Here is a 17866-nt window from a genome sequence, read left to right as displayed (position 1 = left end):
GTTTACGGAATATGTACAGAGACTCTTGTGCATAATGCCGAAAATGCCTTATTCTCAAATTACATTTTCTTTTAAAAGGAGAGACAATTATGTCAGCTATTATTGAAATTTACGCTCGCGAAGTTCTAGATTCTCGCGGTAACCCAACAGTTGAAGTAGAAGTTTATACAGAATCAGGTGCTTTTGGACGCGCAATCGTTCCATCTGGTGCTTCTACAGGTGAATACGAAGCAGTTGAGCTTCGTGATGGTGACAAAGAGCGCTACCTTGGAAAAGGTGTACTTAATGCAGTTAACAACGTAAACGAAAACATCGCTCCAGAACTTATCGGCTTTGACGTACTAGACCAAGTCGGAATCGACCAAACGTTGATCGAGCTTGATGGTACTGAAAACAAAGGTAAACTAGGCGCTAACGCAATCCTTGGTGTTTCTATGGCTGTTGCACATGCTGCTGCTGATTTCTTAAACGTACCTCTTTACATGTACCTTGGAGGATTCAACTCTAAAACTCTTCCAGTTCCAATGATGAACATCTTAAACGGTGGAGAGCACGCGGATAACAACGTAGACATTCAAGAATTCATGGTTATGCCTGTTGGTGCTGAAAGCTTCCCTGAAGCACTTCGCATGGGTACTGAAATCTTCCACAGCTTAAAAGCAGTTCTTAAAGAAAAAGGATTGAACACAGCTGTAGGTGACGAAGGTGGATTCGCTCCAAACCTTGGTTCAAACGAAGAAGCTCTTCAAACAATCATGGAAGCGATCGAAAAAGCAGGTTACAAGCCAGGTGAAGAAGTTCGCCTTGCAATGGACGTTGCTGCTTCTGAATTGTTCAACAAAGAAGACGGAAAATACCACCTTTCTGGTGAAGGTGTTGTTAAGACTTCTGAAGAGATGGTTGCATTCTACGAAGATCTTGCTAGCAAATATCCGATCGTTTCAATCGAAGACGGTCTTGACGAGAACGACTGGGATGGCTTCAAGCTATTAACAGAGCGTATCGGTGACCGTGTACAGCTTGTTGGTGACGACTTATTCGTAACAAACACGACTAAGCTTTCTGAAGGTATCGAAAAAGGAATCGGTAACTCGATCCTTATCAAAGTTAACCAAATCGGTACGTTGACTGAAACGTTCGACGCGATCGAAATGGCTAAACGTGCTGGTTACACAGCAGTTATCTCTCACCGTTCTGGTGAATCTGAAGACAGCACGATCGCTGACATCGCTGTAGCGACAAACGCTGGACAAATCAAAACAGGTGCTCCTTCTCGTACAGACCGTGTTGCGAAGTACAACCAGCTTCTTCGCATCGAAGACGAGCTAGGCAACCTAGCTGTATACCCAGGAATGAACGCATTCTACAACCTAAAAAAATAATTGGGGTCTGACCCCACACAAAGACAAACTCGCCATTTTGTCTTTGTGAAAAAGACAAGCCCCCGGATCAAGCACGATAAGCGCTAATCCGGGGGCTGTCTTCATTTAAAGGGGATTAAGCCAACTCTGCTGCTTATCGAGAGCGATTGTTAGAATGAAGGATAGTAACAATGAGCATCGAGAAACTGATCATGAGCGACATCGTTTCAAAAACAGTCATTTTTGATCCCTCCAATCGTGTTACCCTTAAGATTCGTAAAAGCAGGGTTGTCCTATACCTAAAAAGAGAAAGATAGGTAATAAGGCTTGTCTTTATTGCTTAAAGGATTTCATGATTAATTACATAAAGTGATTTCATGGGGGTTGTAGCGATTCAAAAGTTTTGTGAGATTCAAAAGTTATATGAGCGATTCCAGGATTTTGTGAGCGATTCGAGACCTTCACGACCTTCTCAGAATTTCAATGTCACTAGAATCCTTCAATAGCGTTCCCGGTTTCTGTAATCACCAAATATCTAACACAGCTCATACCGAATTTCTCACAAAATCTCATAATCCTTCTATTTTTAATGAAAATCATTTAAAATGCTTATAACAAGTACTTGCTTGATGTACGGGGGAATTTTTGATGAATGATAGTTTATACATACGCGTAGAAGCTGGGGATCCTTATGACACGGGGAGCCTCATGCCATTGAAACCTGAGGGAGAAGCACTTGTCTTCGGCCGTTCTTCTCAAACGAACGAAACAGATGTGTCATTTATAAGTCCATACGTTTCCCGAAAGCATGCAGAGATTTACATGCAAGACGGGGTATCTTTTATTCGTGATCTAGATTCAAAGCACGGAACGGAGCTCAATAATCAGCTTCTCGAACCACATATGCCAAAACAGCTTCAATCTGGAGATGTGATCAGCTTAGCAAAAGGAGTTATTCTGTTAACCTATCTGAATACTGAAGCAGATCAATCAGATCTTACGATGGAATTCACTTCACCTATTCAACCTGCAGAATCACAGATCACGAGTGGGTTGCATATCATTCCTGAACGCCGCCAGATCTCGATTGATGGAGAGCCTTTATTTCTCTCAGGAAAACACACCGATCTTCTTGTGTTTTTGTATCGAAAAAAGAATCAGGCAGTCAGCAGTGACGAAATAAAGATTCAAATATGGCCAGAGCGAATGGTTGCTGGTTCGAACGACATCCCTGACGTTGGAAACGATGAGATCAATGCTCTTGTCTACCGTCTCAGAAAGAAGCTTGGTCCATATGGTGATTCGATCGTTACCGTTCCTCGTTATGGATACATGCTGCAAATTAATTAAATAGGAATACTCCCTAGAGTCTGTTAGAACACAATCGTTCTGATAGACTTTTTTAATTCTAAAAAATCCCTTTGAGTTTTCAGAACCTTATCATTTCCGTATGAGGAAAGAGTCATGATAAATCCATTTTAGACTAGACAAAAAGAGAGTAAATTAAATAAAAGGAAAAAACTCCTTTTTAACTTAGTTGTTTCTTTTAAATAGGTGTGGTGAAGAAAAAATGAGGGTAGAGGAAACTAGACGGGATCGAAGAGGAAGATCATTTCGGTTTCGATTAATCCGGGCATTTATCATTCTATTATTTACGATTCTATATATACGAACCTATGACCTGCAGATTACAAATGGTGAGAAAGCTCGTTTGAAATCTGAGACCTATGAAGATGTTGTAATCAAAAAATCCATTTTCAATGATAACTACTACTCGTCCAAAAAAGACACACCACTAGAAACAGACATAAAACTGAACAAGTAACAGTAAAATGAATATGGGGGATGTCCCCATTATTACGAAGAGGGGATGTTTATGATGCAACCACTTAAACAAGAATCTTCGGATGGTGCAGATAACAAACTGGAAAATTTGAATCCGATCAGCTTTATTGGAAAAGTGAAAGAAACCCATGGCCAAGTATTTACCATCTCTCATAAAAAAACCGTGATGAAAGTAAAACTAGATGCTAAGACAGAGCTGCTCGATGGAGACAAGACGCTTGATATCGCGCCAGACGAAGCCGTCCAGCCAGGAGCTACCGTTCAAGTAGTAGGGATGTTAAACAAAAGACTGAATGTCATTAGAGCGGTTCGCCTCTATATTTTTCATAAAGAATTTGATATCAACTATTCAGGAACAAATTAATGAAGGTTCTGAAAAAAGCTTTGCCTCGTCCCTTCAAGTTATGGTACATTTAGGGTAATGTAACGTGGAACGGTGGAGGTGTAACATACATGCTAACAGCAGCAAAAATCCTTCTTATTTTAGTATCGATCGCATTAATCGTTGTCGTTGTTCTTCAATCAGGTCGTTCGGCAGGATTATCAGGTGCGATTACAGGTGGAGCTGAACAGCTTTTTGGTAAACAAAAAGCACGTGGAATCGACGCATTGCTAAGTAAGTTAACGATCATTCTTGCAGTGTTGTTCTTCATTCTAACGATTTCAGTAGCATACTTTATTCCCATGAACTAAAGAACTGTCAAAAACAACAAGCATATTTACTGCTTGTTGTTTTTTTTGTCTGTAGAAACACCGCATAACCTTTATGAGAGTGGTTGTGATATGATTTGATACGGGGATAAAAGGGTAACCTATAGACAAAAAAGGTGGTAGCATGATCGGGTGTCTTTGTTTGCATGGGTTCACAGGCGGACCTTATGAAATCGAGCCAATTACAGAATATCTTGAGAAGCATACAGATTGGTTGTTATCTGTGCCCACTTATCCTGGTCACGGAACTGAGCTCTCATTAAGAGGTAGAACACATACAGAATGGCTTCAAGAAGCTGAAAATGCCTATTTGGAGCTGCGAGAAAAAGTTGAACAGATCTATATTGTCGGCTTTTCAATGGGTGGAATGATCGCAGGGTATCTCGCTTCAAAGTACGGGTGCGACAAATTAATTCTGTTGAATGCAAGTGCCTACTATCTTAACCCCGCTCAGATGATTAAAGATATAGCCAATATGATGGTCTCTGGTCTGAACGGTCAACTAAGAGATCATGAATTATATAAAAGGTATCGAAAAAAGTTCCTTGATACACCTCTCAGTGCAACGAGAGAGTTTCAAAAGCTTGTAAGGATGATCAAACCTGAATTCTCACAAGTCTCGGCACCAACTTTAATCGTTCAAGGAGAATGTGATGGCCTTGTTCCGAGAAGAAGTGCTGAATATTTATATAAAGCGATAGCAGCATCTAACAAACGTCTTTGTTATTTTAAAGAATCAAAGCACATGATCTGTCATGATGTAGAGAAAGATGACTTAATTCAAGAAGTATATCAATTTTTAACGAATGAATAGGAGAGGTACAACATGAAAATCGCAGCACCAAAACCGTTTTTCTTTGAAGGAGGAAAACGGGCAGTCTTAATGCTTCATGGGTTCACGGGCAGTTCAGCAGATGTACGAATGATGGGGAGATTTCTGCAGAAGAAGGGCTATACATGTCACGCCCCTCAGTATAAAGGACATGCCGTCCCCCCTGAAGAACTAGTACACACAGGGCCCAAAGACTGGTGGGAAGATGTGATTGGCGGCTACAATCATTTAATAGAAAAAGGCTACGACGAGATTGCTGTTTGCGGTCTTTCGTTAGGTGGCGTATTCTCTTTAAAACTTGCTACTGAACATCCTGTGAAAGCAGTTATTCCGATGTGCGCACCCATGTCTATCAAGAGTGAAGAAGTGATGTATAAAGGGGTTTGTGCGTACGCTGAAGAATATAAAAAGCGTGAACAGAAATCAGCAGAACAGATTCAAGAAGAGATGGAAGAATTCAAAAAAACACCGATGGATACGTTAAAAGCTCTTCAAGATCTTATTCAAAGTGTAAGAAATTCGGTAGATCTCGTATACGCACCTACGTTTGTTGTGCAGGCTAGAAATGATGAAATGATAAACACTGATTCTGCAAATATTATCTATGATGAAGTAGAGAGTGAAACGAAAGATTTAAAGTGGTATGAAAACTCATCACACGTTATTACATTAGACAAGGAAAAAGAACAGCTGCATGAAGATGTTTATGCTTTCTTAGAAGACCTTGATTGGTCAGAATAGAACCTTTTTTTCCTTAAAAAGGAGGTCAGTTTTTGGATAAACTGCAAATACTCCAGCTCATGAAAGAATCGGAAAAACCGATGACAGTAACAGAGATTGAAGAAGCTCTTCAACTTCCTGACGCTGAAGCTTTCAAGAAACTGGTTTTAACACTTAATGAATTAGAAGATGAAGGATCTGTCGTTCGAACACGTACGAACCGTTATGGATTACCAGAAAAGATGAGCCTGATCAAAGGCCGTGTTCAAGGTCACGCAAAAGGCTTTGCGTTCCTTATCCCTGAAGAATCTGAACAAAAAGATGTGTATATCTCACAATCTGATATGAATGGTGCAATGAGTGGAGACACGGTGCTCGTGCGCTTAAACCAAACATCTTCAGGATCACGTCCTGAAGGCACGATCATTCGTATTTTGGAACGAGGTGTTACAGAGGTCGTCGGAACGTTCCAGGAGAGCCGTAAATTCGGTTTTGTTGTTGCTGATGATAAACGGATCCCAAACGACATCTTTATCCCTGCAGACGGCGTTAACGGAGCTGTAGAAGGACATAAGGTTCTTGTGAAGATCACAAAATACCCTGAAGGCAGAAATAGTGCCGAAGGAGAGATCATTCACATTATCGGACATAAGAACGATCCAGGTGTGGATATCATCTCTGTTATCTTCAAACATGGACTGCCAAGAGAGTTTCCGGTTGAAGCACTTGAGCAAGCTCATAACACACCAGATGAGATCGATCCGAAAGATATTGAAGGACGTCGCGATCTTCGAAACGAAACCATCGTAACGATTGATGGAGCAGACGCAAAAGACTTGGATGATGCGGTTCATGTGATCAAGCTGCCGAATGGCCATTATAAGCTTGGTGTACATATCGCAGATGTTACGCACTATGTAACTGAAGATTCTCCAATTGATAAAGAAGCGCAAGAACGTGGTACGAGTGTGTACTTAGTCGATCGTGTTATCCCGATGATCCCACATCGTTTATCAAATGGAATCTGTTCATTGAACCCGAAAGTTGATCGTTTAACGATCTCATGTGAGATGGAGATCAACCATGATGGGGAAGTCATTAAACACGAAATCTTCCCAAGTGTGATCAAAACAACAGAGCGAATGACGTATACAGATGTTCGTAAAATTTTGCAGGATGAGGATGAGGAAGTCAACAAGAAGTATGAATCCCTTATTCCATTCTTTAAGTTAATGGGAGAGCTTGCGGAAGTTCTTCGCAAAAAACGTTTTGCGCGCGGTGCGATTGACTTCGATTTCTCTGAAGCAAAAGTACTCGTAGACGAAAACAGCGACCCACAGGATGTTGTTCTTCGCGAGAGATCGGTTGCAGAAAAACTGATCGAAGAATTTATGCTATGTGCCAATGAGACGGTTGCACAGCATTTCCATGAACTCGAGCTTCCGTTCATGTACCGAATCCATGAAGACCCTGATGAGGGGAAATTAGAGCGTTTCTTAGAGTTCATCGGTATGTTTGGTTATGCGTTAAAGGGTACCGCGAGCGATATTCACCCGCGCAGCCTTCAACAGCTTTTGGAGACCGTAAAAGGCGAACCAGAGGAAATGGTGATCTCAAAAATCATGCTTCGATCTATGAAGCAAGCGAAGTACGATCATATGTCACTGGGTCACTACGGACTGGCGACTGAGTTCTATACGCATTTCACATCACCGATCCGTCGTTACCCAGACTTAATCGTACATCGCCTCATCCGTACGTATCTGTTTAAAAAAGACACAGGTCCAAAAACAGTCAGTCATTGGAAAGCAGAACTTCCTGGGATCGCAAAGCATTCATCCGCAATGGAACGCCGTGCTGTTGATGCGGAACGCGAAACAGATGAGCTGAAAAAATCACAGTTCATGCTCGATAAGATCGGTGAAGAGTTTGACGGCGTGATCAGCTCTGTAACGAACTTTGGATTGTTCGTTGAACTTCCTAACACGATTGAAGGTCTCGTACACGTTAGCTATCTAACAGACGATTATTACCGGTTCGATGAGAAGTTTATGGCGATGATCGGTGAGCGGACAGGTAACGTATTCCGAATCGGTGATGAAATTTCCATTCGAGTTGCGAACGTAAATGTAGATGAGCGTGCGATCGATTTCGAAATCGTCGGAATGAAAGGAACACCTCGTAAACGCTTTAAAGATCGCCAAAAAGTGATCGACATTGGAGATACACCAAAACGCGGACGAGGAAGAAGAAGCAAGAACCGCACAAGTGAATCTGAGCGTTCAAGCGGTCCTCAAGATTCAAAGAAAGGGAAGAAAAAGCCTTTCTATAAACCAGTAGCTAAGAAAAAAGGCAAGAAAAAGAAGAAATAATGAGCAAGTTCAGTCAAGGTTCATCTTCGATGGTGGACCTTGACGTTATTTGACCATATTGATATAATTAAACTTCACTTGCTGTGGGGAGGATTGAATTTTACATGCCAAAAGGAGAAGGGAAAGTAGTCGCACAGAATAAGAAAGCGCGGCACGATTACCACGTCGAAGAAACATTTGAAGCAGGAATTGTCCTTCAGGGCACGGAGATCAAATCCATTCGCGCAGGCAGGGCTAATCTAAAAGATTCTTTCGCACGTGTGCAAAATGGCGAGTTGTTCCTACACAACATGCACATTAGCACATACGAGCAAGGAAATCGGTACAACCATGATCCACTTCGTACGCGTAAGCTGCTTTTACACCGCAAAGAGATCAATAAGCTGTTAGGTGCAACAAAAGAACAAGGTTATTCCATCGTTCCTTTGAAGATGTATCTGAAGAATGGTTTTGCAAAGCTTTTGATCGGACTTGCTAAAGGTAAGAAGCATTACGATAAGCGTGACGATCTGAAGAAGAAGGATGCAAAGCGAGAGATCGAACGTGCATTCCGAGATCGCCAAAAAGATTAATTGGTTCCTTTTACAGGATGTTACAATTGAGACGATGAAGTAAAAATGTTATACTGAGTACACAAGTGAATAGAAGCGATTGAGCTTTTATCTCTTTCCGAGGTTCGGCAGAATTAAGTTTCTGCTTACCATTTTATATGGGGACGTTACGGATTCGACAGGGGTAGTTTGAGCTTAAGTTGCGAGTCGAGGGGGTCGGCCTCGTTAAAACGCCACAGCCAATAACTGGCAAACAAAACAACAACTTAGCTTTAGCTGCGTAATAGCACTTTAGCTGTTCCTCCCTCCATCGCCCATGTGGTAGGGTAAGGGACTCACTCTTAGTGGGCTACGCCGGTTGTCCTCCGCCTGAGGACGATGGAAGAGAATAATCAGGCTAGCGGTCCAGGCGCCTGTCGGCTGGCAGACGGATCCGCGAAACGCGAATAAACCGACTACACTCGTAGAAGCTTAAGTGCCAATATCTTTGGACGTGGGTTCGATTAATATTTAGTCGCCTTATGTGGTAACACATAAGTGATAATTCGGCTTTATCGGTGAAACCTAACCAACATTTATCGTTGCAAGGCAATGCCGAGCGGTATGTGGAGCAATCCAACAGCCGTGTATCGACTTATAGGCTGCCATTCTGGTAGTACTAAGATACGAAATTCTGCTTGGTCTCAAGTAAATTTATGTTTCGTATAATACGCCGAAGGACCTGGAATTTTCAGGTTCAAGATATAGTCAGTGCCATGACGAAAGCATGGAATAACATGTCCCACCGTCTCCACCATACATAGGTGGATAACAGATCAGCAGTTTATGCTGGTCTTTTTTGTTATAATTCAAAAAATCTCTTCTCAAATAATAACTTCTGATTCAATAACTCAGGTGTATATTTACCATTTCGAGAGGTAACGTTATTATATTCTTTAAGAATGAAAAGAGCTCTTTTCCTCTTCTTATGAATTCTTAAAAAAGGTACTATCTGATTCAAGAGATAAAAAACAATGTCTTTCTTTTTGATAGTCAAAGTAAATGACTTCTTATGCATTAAAGGATAGTAATTCTTTTTACAAACTAATATACCTCCAGTGTGTGATTGAACATATTGTAATAGCTCCAAGTCGGTCGATGCAATTGAGATACAGGGTCTTCTAAATTCGTTTTTATGCATTCTTGTCAGCATGATACTCCCTTCTCCGTCAATAACCCCTGCTATATAAGAGGCTTCCAATTTTTTCATAATATTCACCTTTTTCCTTTTATTGTATCATGAAAATCGAACAAACGTTCCCTTTTTAGTTAATAAAAGTTTTGGTAATAAATATTTATATTTTCCCCATCCTATAAAATAGGAAGGTGAAAAAATAATGGACTTATTAAAAGAGTTAACCGAAACCAATGGTGCTCCTGGTTTTGAAAAAGCGATCCGAGAGATTATGAAACGCGAGATCAGCAAAACAGGTGCTACGCTTATGAACGATCACATCGGTAGTGTATTTGGTGAAAAACACGGATCTACGAATGACGGTCCTAAAATACTTCTTGCAGGTCACATGGACGAAGTCGGTTTCATGGTCAGTGAGGTCACAGAGCAAGGTTATTTGCGCTTCGTTCCATTAGGAGGCTGGTGGTCACAAGTTCTTCTCGCGCAACGTGTACACGTTCAGACGAAAAGTAAAACGTTCACTGGGGTCGTTGGATCAAAAGCGCCTCATATCTTAACGCCGGATGAACGAAACCGGGTTTATCCGATGAAAGAGATGTTTATTGATATTGGTGCGAAGGATAAGGACCAGGTGAAGGAGTGGGGGATTAGAGTAGGCGATCCAATCCTGCCAATATGCCCATTTGAATTGATGCCCGACGGTGATACGATTCTTGCAAAAGCACTCGACAATCGAGCAGGCTGCTATACAGCGCTTCAGGTTCTAGAGCAGCTTCAAAACGTCACTCATCCTAACACTGTGTATTGTGGCGCGACTGTTCAAGAAGAGGTAGGACTAAGGGGAGCGATTACGGCACCTGCGATCATGGAGCCAGATGTTGCGATCGCACTGGATGTAGGAGTTGCAGAAGATGGTCCTGGTGGGAATGCTAACAAGGCGAAGCTCGGAAAAGGGCCGCTCATTACATTCCTTGACTCATCCATGATTCCGCATACCGGTTTTCGAGACTTTATCATAGAAGTAGCAGAGAAACATAACATACCTTATCAAGTAGACGTGATGCTTGGCGGAGGAACGGATGCGGGTAAGTTCCATCTTTTCAAAAAGGGAATTCCAAGCCTTGTGGTGGGAGTGGCAGCTCGCTACATTCATAGCCATACCTCTATGATCAGTAAAAGCGACCTAGAAAATAGCGCAAAGCTTCTAGTAGAGCTGGTGAAGGTTTTAGATAAAGAAAAACTTCATTCACTTTTGGATTACTAAAAACTACCTCAAAAACCTCGTTGGATTTCATTCCGACGAGGTTTCTCACTTTGTCGCAATATGTTACAGTGTTATAAAAAGTTTTACATCATTCTTTGCTAATCATAGAAAAACGTCTATTATATAGAGATGAGATTATAAGTTGTTAAAGGAGATCAGTAATTTTTATGGACATCCTATTGTTATTAAAAGCCCTTATTCTAGGGATCGTTGAAGGTTTGACGGAGTTTGCTCCTGTATCGTCTACAGGACATATGATTCTTGTCGATGACATGTGGTTAAAATCACAAGACTTTTTAGGTAAGTACCCGGCAAATACATTTAAAGTTGTCATCCAGCTCGGTTCGATATTGGCCGTAATTGTTGTCTTTAGACAGCGTTTCATCGACATGCTTGGACTTAGCAGAAACAAAGCAACAAATGAAATTACGGGCAGCCGTTTAAAATTAACACAAGTCATCGTAGGTCTTTTGCCTGCAGGTGTTCTTGGATTGTTGTTCGAAGATTATATCGACGAGTACCTTTTCACGACAAACACAGTGCTTATAGGACTCGCGATTGGTGCAGTTCTTATGATTTTTGCCGATCGATTTGCTGCTAAAAATCAAAACCCTGTTATTGATACAGTGGATAAGATTACGTACAAGCAAGCTTTCTCTATCGGATTGATTCAGTGTTTATCACTTTGGCCAGGATTTTCCCGATCTGGTGCTACGATTTCAGGTGGTGTCCTTCTAGGGCTTAGCCACCGTGCTGCTGCTGACTTTACATTCATTATGGCTGTTCCGATCATGGCAGGTGCGAGTGGTATCTCCCTATTAAAGAACTTAGAATATTTTAGTATGGACGCTATGCCGTTCTTTGTAGTTGGATTCATCAGTGCGTTCGTATTCGCTATGTTATCGATCCGCTTCTTCTTAAACGTTATTGAAAAAGTTAAACTAACACCATTCGCGATCTATCGCTTAGTGCTAGTAGCTGTTATCTTTTTTGTTATCATGTAATGCAAAAGAACCCCCACTAAATACTGATTTAGTGGGGGTTCTGCTATTTTTAATATTGCTCCATTCTGCTATACCAATCGTCGTATTCACGTTCAGCTTCTTCCCGTTTTCTTCCGTGTCTCTCTTGAATCTTTCCGATCATCTTTTCACGGTCACCCTGTGCTTGATCGTAATCATCATCTGTTAGGTTGCCCCATTGTTTCTTCGCTTCACCTTTGAACTGTTTCCATTTGCCTTCCATTGTATCGTTTTTCATGTTGAATCATCCTCCTTTTAATATTTATTGGAATATGAATCTTCATAACGATGTGCATTTGTAGAACGGTACGTACGGAATGTATCATTAACTTGTCTATGTCGGCTTACTTCATTCGTGTCGACGAGAACGAGAATGTCCCCGGCTTCCACTGATTGTTCGTATTCTTTTGCTTCATTTTCAGGAATTCCTAATCCTACAAGAGCTCCGACAATTCCACCTGCTCCAGCTCCTACAGCTGCTCCACCGAGTGCTGCAGCAATGGGTCCTGCTGCTACGATTGGTCCGATTCCTGGAATAGCAAGTGCACCTGCACCTAACAATAACCCGCCAAGTCCTCCAAGAATGCCACCTGTAGCCATTCCTGTGGCAGCCCCTTCAGGAGCTTTTGAGCCGGTTTCTTCTTGAATGTGTTTAACTTCTTTTTTGTCTTTTGCGATCACTGAGATTTCATTGTCACCATAACCTTCTTCTCTCAGTTTTTTAATGGCATCGATCGCATCATCTTCTGAACGGAAAACGCCAACTACTTTACCATGAGTATCCATCGATTTCCTCCTTTTGTAGAAGATTAGTACGTAGTTTGTGTTCCCACTGCCGGTTAAGATGAAACATGATACTGCAGGTTCGACAAAAGTATACAAAAAGATTTAATGTAATATTTGGAAGTATTTAACACTAATACACATATTGTGCTTGTTTACAATTTATGGTTTGATGTCTATATAAAGGAAAAAAGATTATTGAATGTGAATGGGGATTGAAATGGATATTTTTATTGGCAGACAACCGATCCTAGACAAAAATGAGAACGTTGTTGCTTATGAACTTTTATATAGAAACAGTGAGAACAATAGATATGATGGGTTGGATCATGATAGTGCAACGATTGATGTTATGGTGAACAGTTTTGCTGGAATCGGGATTAAAGAAGTCGGAGAACGCAAGAAATGTTTTATCAACTTTACGGAAAATCTGTTGTTAAATAGGATTCCAACGTATATTTCACCTCAATATATCGTCGTCGAGATCTTGGAGGATGTCCGCTTAACGGACGAAGTGCTTGAGGTCTGTAAAGAGTTGAAGAGTAAAGGATATATTATTGCGCTCGATGATGTATCGGTAAACCGCAACTTGAATAGAGTGCTTCCATATATCGATATTATTAAAGTAGATTATTTGTTAATGGACGTTCAAGAAATGAAGAGCATGATTGAAACGTACCGCGAGCAGATTACATTTCTAGCAGAAAAGATTGAAAGGCGTGACCAATTTGAAGAAGCTAAAGAGCTTGGATTTGAGTACTTTCAAGGCTATTTCTTTAGCAGACCCGTCATATTGCAAGGAAAGGATATCGCTCCTATTCCAACGAACTATCTTTTGCTATTAGAAAAATTGAACAGTTCAGATCCGGACATTCATGAGATCAGCAGCTTGATCCAGCGAGATCTCTCACTTTCTTATAAGCTTTTAAAAGTGATGAATTCTGGTACTTACTTTTTTAAAAGTAAGATCACAACGATCAAACAAGCTGTCGTCTTAGTCGGACTATATGAGATCAAAAAGCTCGTCATGATCTTGATGATGTCGAGCTTGAACAGAGTTGATAATGGATTAGAAATTGTAAAGATGAGTCTTACGCGCGCATTCTTTTTTGAACGCATCGCCAAATACGTAGGTGTATCCAAAAATCATCTCTACATGTTCGGAATGTTTTCTCTTATAGACACTTTGCTCAGTAAAGACATGAAAGATGTGATCGCTGATCTTCCGATAACGAACGAACTGGCTGAAGCTCTTTTAGGCAACAAGGCTTCCTATAATCTTGCATTAAATATTGTACAAGGTTTGGAGAGAGGTTCATGGCTGGAAATTCAGTCGATATGCAGCACGATGAATCTAACAGAAGCTGAGCTCTATACGCATTACCGAGCAAGTACATTATCTGCTGATCAATTTGTAAAGGCGGATACAGAAGTGAAAGTCTAGCATTATTAGGAGACAAGAACCTCAAATTGGGGTTCTTTTTTTTATTTGAAAATCCCCAAGAAAGTAAAGAATGAGACTTTGGAGTAAAATACAAACATGTATAGGAGGAGGTAGGCGATGAAATTAAGCATACTCGATCAATCCCCAATCTCATCCGGTAAACGTGCACAAGATGCTCTTCAAGCTTCTATGCAACTGGCAGTAGAGGGAGAAAAGCTTGGCTATACACGTTATTGGATCGCGGAACATCATAACTTTAGCGGCTTATCTTGTTCAGCACCAGAAGTGATGCTGAGCTATATTGGAGCAAACACAAATAAGATACGTCTCGGGGCAGGAGCTGTGCTTTTACCGCATTATAAACCATACAGAGTTGCGGAAACGTATAACATGCTCGCTACACTTTTTCCGGATAGAATTGATCTGGGTATCGGTCGTGCTCCTGGAGGATCGGCAGAAGCTTCAATCGCTCTTTCGGGCAATTATCTGGAGAATGTTCGAAAAGTTCCTGAATTGACTGAACAACTGCTGCATTTTTTGCGTAACGATTTTCCAGAAGACGATATGTTTTCTAAAATACAGCCGTCTCCAGTCCCTGATATAACACCCTTTCCATGGATTCTCGGAACAAGCCAAAGAAGTGCGGATCTAGCTTCTGAGTATGGAACAGCTTATGCGTTCGGTCATTTTATGAGTGAAAAAATAGGACACGAGATTGTAGCCTCTTATCAAAAAACGTTCAAACCTAGTGTCTCCTTAAAAAAAGCAAATACGATTGTTGCTGTGTCTGTGATCTGTGCAGAGACAACAGATCAGGCTGAGGAAATCGCATTACCAGGCATTCTTTGGAAAAAACAGAATGTTTCTGGTGAAGGAAATGGCGTTCCAACGATAGATGAAGCTCATCGTTCTTTTTCTATAGAAGAACGGAAACACTTCATATCTGAAGCGAAAAGAAAAATGATTATCGGCAACCCGCAAGAGGTACAGAAAGAACTATATAGAATTCAAGAAACGTATAAAGCAGATGAAATAATGATTGTGACGATTACTCACTCTTATGAGGACCGAGTAAAGTCATACGAATTAATAGCTAACCATGTCCTATCTACAACGTCATAAGCAGTATTTTTTATTTAAGAAAGCAAACTTGTTATACTAGTAGCGAATTATTAAAATATAGTAGCTAATTTTTTGTTGCTTAAAATAGGGAGGACGTTACGATGTCCAATAAAAAAAGTTTAAGTGATGTAAAATGGTCAGTCCTTGACCTTGCACCGGTCGTTGAAGGCGGAACGGTAACTGAGTCGTTCCAGAATACGTTAGATCTCGCTCAGCATGCTGAAAAATGGGGATACAACCGTTATTGGCTGGCTGAACATCATAACATGCCTGGGATCGCGAGCTCTGCCACTTCGGTAGTGATCGGACATGTGGCAGGAGGTACTTCTAAAATTCGGGTCGGCTCAGGCGGGATCATGCTTCCAAACCATGCACCGCTCGTGATTGCTGAACAATTTGGCACACTTGATGCACTGTATCCAGGTAGAATTGACCTTGGACTCGGCCGAGCACCAGGGACGGACCAGGTAACAGCACAAGCACTTCGCCGTGATCTCGGCAACATGGGTGATGATTTTCCGTATCAATTAGATGAGCTGCGTACGTACCTGGATCCAGAACGAGCAGACTCGCCGATGAAAGTTAGAGCGGTTCCTGGAGAAGGACAAGATATTCCGATCTGGCTTTTAGGTTCAAGCGGATTTAGTGCACGTTTGGCAGGCAGAGAAGGACTGCCGTTTGCATTTGCAAGTCATTTCTCGCCAGACAATACGATTCCTGCTCTAGAGCTATACCGTAATACGTTCACGCCATCAGAAGTACTTGAGCAACCGTATGCGATGGTTGGAGCGAACGTGGTTGTAGCAGATACAGATGAGGAAGCAGCACGAATCGCTACATCCTTGCAGCAGCAGTTCGTTAACTTAGTACGTGGAAACCCAACAAAGTTGAAACCACCTGTTGAGAGCATGGACGGCATCTGGAGTCCTTATGAAAAAGCGGCACTCGATCAGCAGTTACGTACATCCTTTATCGGTAGTCCTGAAACGGTTAAAGCTAAGCTGCAAGCGTTCTTGGACGAAACACAGGCAGATGAGGTCATCATAAATGGCCAAATCTATGACCATGCTGCGAGATTGCGTTCATTCCAGTTGTTATCTGAGATCGTAAAATAGAATGTCTGTGGTAATCAGCGTACTCTTCAAGGAGTGCGCTTTTTTGTTGGGGTATTTGAGTTACTGTGCTTGTCGAAGTTTGTAGACTCGCGGATAACTTTTGGATTGAGAAGCATAACTCGTGGATAAAACCGCAAAACTTTTGGATTAAGAGTGAAAACTGAAGGGTTGAGACTTTCTGATACCTAGCTGGGTATATCCCGCTTGCAGATTTGAAACATACAGAATGTGGCTCACCGCCTGCCCAGCAGAAAGGAAGCAGCCACGGATATCAACTACGTTCAAAACAGCTTTCTCATAAAAAAAGAACATTTGTTTGCATTTTTAAAGGATTTTTACAACTCGATATCGAAATGATTACCTTGAATAACAAACTTGGAGGTATAAACGATGGATAAATCGCTGCAGCTTCACCAATTCAACGCTTGGGCTAATGAGAGAGTCTTTGACACACTAAAAGAACTCCCAGCCGAAATGTATAGAAAAGAGGTAGAAAGTGTTTTTCCAACGATCGCTGATGCTCTGGTTCACATGTATCAAGTCGATTATGTATGGCTGCAAGTACTTAAAGGGAAAACATTCGAAGATATTTTTACCTCCATAAAACAGTTACACGAAGAATTAAATGCTGCAGATCTACAAAACATGCAGATGAAGTTTGAAGCCATGTCTGAAGACTACGAGAACTTCATCAGAGGAAATGAAGATTTATCTGCTGATATCACGGTTCAACATCCACACTTTGGAACACTTCATTCAACCTATGCTGATCTTATACAGCACATCGTAAATCATGGCACGTACCACCGAGGTCATCTATCTGCAATCGTCAACCAGCTGGGCTTTAAAGGAGCATCGATCGATTATATTTTTTATCTCTATTCACTACAAGAAAAAAACCAAACCGTATAAGAAAGAGGAAGAAGGCATATCTAAAGAGATATGTCTTTTTTGTTACGTTTAAACAGATCTCTGTAAAAGTTATAGCAGAGTGATTGACAAGCTGCTTGTCCACCATGTAATCTAAATCTGGAAATAGATAGTTCAATGATTGAACAGTTAAAAAAATGAACCAACAGGAGGATTTGCATGTCACAACTATCCATTAAAGAACTTGTTGATCGTTATATCGATCTCACATTTGCGGTTCATAAAAAAGGGGAGTCCCTTGTAAAAGAACAGCTACAGAGTGAACTTTCAAATGATCAATTTTATACATTGAAATACATCTACAAGACAGAGAACTGTACGTCAACAGAGCTAGCGAAAGTTTTTGATGTAAAAAAAAGCGCGATTACAGCTGTGATCACAAAATTGTGGGATCAAGACTTGATCGAGAGAACGAGAGATCAAAATGATCGCCGCGTCGTTTATCTCACATTAACGGAAGCGGGACTTGAACTTTACAAGAAAACTGAAGAAAGGATCTATAACTTGGTAGAATCCATTATTACTCAGTTTGAAGAGCAGGAGATTAAACAGTTTATTGACACGTACGAAAAGATCAACAATATCTTAACGACACTTCAGGAAAAACAATAGGCAGGGGG

20 protein-coding genes and 1 other RNA gene are annotated in these 17866 nt (G+C 41.1%); 17 read left to right on the top strand and 4 right to left on the bottom strand.

Annotated elements, in window-relative coordinates:
• The first annotated feature begins 89 nt into the window (after positions 1-89).
• On the top strand, positions 90-1382 hold the full coding sequence (gene eno / locus ACNJYY_RS17955) for a phosphopyruvate hydratase (protein WP_416729499.1): 1293 nt from the start codon (positions 90-92) through the stop codon (positions 1380-1382).
• A 133-nt stretch (positions 1383-1515) separates the two neighbouring features.
• Here the strand turns inward: eno and ACNJYY_RS17950 are convergent, their stop codons facing one another.
• Entirely contained in the window at positions 1516-1602 is an 87-nt protein-coding gene (locus tag ACNJYY_RS17950) for a putative holin-like toxin (protein ID WP_225218726.1), read from the bottom strand.
• Positions 1603-2009: 407 nt separating this feature from the next.
• On the opposite strand from ACNJYY_RS17950, the gene ACNJYY_RS17945 reads away from it, so the two are divergent.
• The 9 genes from ACNJYY_RS17945 to ssrA all read left to right on the top strand — a co-directional run bounded on the left by ACNJYY_RS17945 (position 2010) and on the right by ssrA (position 8898).
• Positions 2010-2711, top strand: a complete 702-nt coding sequence (locus ACNJYY_RS17945; protein WP_416729498.1) for an FHA domain-containing protein — start codon at positions 2010-2012, stop codon at positions 2709-2711.
• Between the two features lie 220 nt (positions 2712-2931).
• Complete coding sequence (locus tag ACNJYY_RS17940) at positions 2932-3186, top strand: hypothetical protein (protein ID WP_416729497.1); 255 nt, start codon at positions 2932-2934, stop codon at positions 3184-3186.
• Between the two features lie 51 nt (positions 3187-3237).
• Complete coding sequence (locus ACNJYY_RS17935) at positions 3238-3570, top strand: hypothetical protein (protein ID WP_416729496.1); 333 nt, start codon at positions 3238-3240, stop codon at positions 3568-3570.
• 89 nt (positions 3571-3659) lie between these two features.
• Complete coding sequence (gene secG / locus ACNJYY_RS17930; protein WP_144698121.1) at positions 3660-3899, top strand: preprotein translocase subunit SecG; 240 nt, start codon at positions 3660-3662, stop codon at positions 3897-3899.
• Between the two features lie 142 nt (positions 3900-4041).
• The gene (locus ACNJYY_RS17925) at positions 4042-4731 is read left to right on the top strand and encodes an alpha/beta hydrolase (protein WP_416729495.1); all 690 of its coding nucleotides are present in this window, start codon (positions 4042-4044) and stop codon (positions 4729-4731) included.
• A gap of 12 nt (positions 4732-4743) precedes the next feature.
• Positions 4744-5490, top strand: a complete 747-nt coding sequence (locus ACNJYY_RS17920; RefSeq protein ID WP_416729494.1) for an alpha/beta hydrolase — start codon at positions 4744-4746, stop codon at positions 5488-5490.
• Positions 5491-5522: 32 nt separating this feature from the next.
• Entirely contained in the window at positions 5523-7841 is a 2319-nt protein-coding gene (gene rnr, locus ACNJYY_RS17915; protein ID WP_416729493.1) for a ribonuclease R, read from the top strand.
• A gap of 104 nt (positions 7842-7945) precedes the next feature.
• Positions 7946-8413: an SsrA-binding protein SmpB gene (smpB, locus tag ACNJYY_RS17910; RefSeq protein ID WP_197129384.1), complete on the top strand. Its 468-nt coding sequence runs from the start codon at positions 7946-7948 to the stop codon at positions 8411-8413.
• A 147-nt stretch (positions 8414-8560) separates the two neighbouring features.
• Positions 8561-8898: a transfer-messenger RNA gene (gene ssrA, locus ACNJYY_RS17905) on the top strand.
• A 335-nt stretch (positions 8899-9233) separates the two neighbouring features.
• Here the strand turns inward: ssrA and ACNJYY_RS17900 are convergent.
• The gene (locus tag ACNJYY_RS17900) at positions 9234-9641 is read right to left on the bottom strand and encodes a hypothetical protein (protein ID WP_416729492.1); all 408 of its coding nucleotides are present in this window, start codon (positions 9639-9641) and stop codon (positions 9234-9236) included.
• Positions 9642-9768: 127 nt separating this feature from the next.
• On the opposite strand from ACNJYY_RS17900, the gene ACNJYY_RS17895 reads away from it, so the two are divergent.
• Both ACNJYY_RS17895 and ACNJYY_RS17890 read left to right on the top strand, forming a co-directional pair.
• Positions 9769-10830 carry a M42 family metallopeptidase gene (locus ACNJYY_RS17895; RefSeq protein WP_416729491.1) on the top strand — a complete coding sequence of 354 codons (1062 nt, stop codon included), beginning with the start codon at positions 9769-9771 and terminating at the stop codon, positions 10828-10830.
• Positions 10831-10997: 167 nt separating this feature from the next.
• Complete coding sequence (locus ACNJYY_RS17890; protein ID WP_416729490.1) at positions 10998-11834, top strand: undecaprenyl-diphosphate phosphatase; 837 nt, start codon at positions 10998-11000, stop codon at positions 11832-11834.
• 49 nt (positions 11835-11883) lie between these two features.
• On the opposite strand, the gene ACNJYY_RS17885 is transcribed toward ACNJYY_RS17890, so the two are convergent.
• On the bottom strand, positions 11884-12090 hold the full coding sequence (locus tag ACNJYY_RS17885; protein ID WP_144698135.1) for a CsbD family protein: 207 nt from the start codon (positions 12088-12090) through the stop codon (positions 11884-11886).
• A gap of 17 nt (positions 12091-12107) precedes the next feature.
• Entirely contained in the window at positions 12108-12638 is a 531-nt protein-coding gene (locus ACNJYY_RS17880; protein ID WP_144698137.1) for a general stress protein, read from the bottom strand.
• 217 nt (positions 12639-12855) lie between these two features.
• Between ACNJYY_RS17880 and ACNJYY_RS17875 the strand changes: the two genes are divergently transcribed.
• The 5 genes from ACNJYY_RS17875 (at position 12856) to ACNJYY_RS17855 (ending at position 17858) form a co-directional block, all read left to right on the top strand.
• Positions 12856-14079, top strand: a complete 1224-nt coding sequence (locus ACNJYY_RS17875; RefSeq protein WP_416729489.1) for an EAL and HDOD domain-containing protein — start codon at positions 12856-12858, stop codon at positions 14077-14079.
• 117 nt (positions 14080-14196) lie between these two features.
• The gene (locus ACNJYY_RS17870) at positions 14197-15201 is read left to right on the top strand and encodes an LLM class flavin-dependent oxidoreductase (RefSeq protein ID WP_416729488.1); all 1005 of its coding nucleotides are present in this window, start codon (positions 14197-14199) and stop codon (positions 15199-15201) included.
• A 101-nt stretch (positions 15202-15302) separates the two neighbouring features.
• Complete coding sequence (locus ACNJYY_RS17865) at positions 15303-16316, top strand: LLM class flavin-dependent oxidoreductase (RefSeq protein WP_416729487.1); 1014 nt, start codon at positions 15303-15305, stop codon at positions 16314-16316.
• 390 nt (positions 16317-16706) lie between these two features.
• Positions 16707-17228 carry a DinB family protein gene (locus ACNJYY_RS17860; protein WP_416729486.1) on the top strand — a complete coding sequence of 174 codons (522 nt, stop codon included), beginning with the start codon at positions 16707-16709 and terminating at the stop codon, positions 17226-17228.
• Between the two features lie 177 nt (positions 17229-17405).
• Positions 17406-17858 (top strand): MarR family winged helix-turn-helix transcriptional regulator, encoded by a 453-nt coding sequence (locus ACNJYY_RS17855; RefSeq protein ID WP_191752208.1) that lies wholly within the window; start codon positions 17406-17408, stop codon positions 17856-17858.
• The last annotated feature ends 8 nt before the right edge of the window (positions 17859-17866 follow it).

The organism is Fictibacillus tiangongensis (genome assembly GCF_048083785.1).
GTDB lineage: Bacteria > Bacillota > Bacilli > Bacillales > Fictibacillaceae > Fictibacillus.
This window is presented reverse-complemented; position numbering and strand designations above follow the sequence as displayed.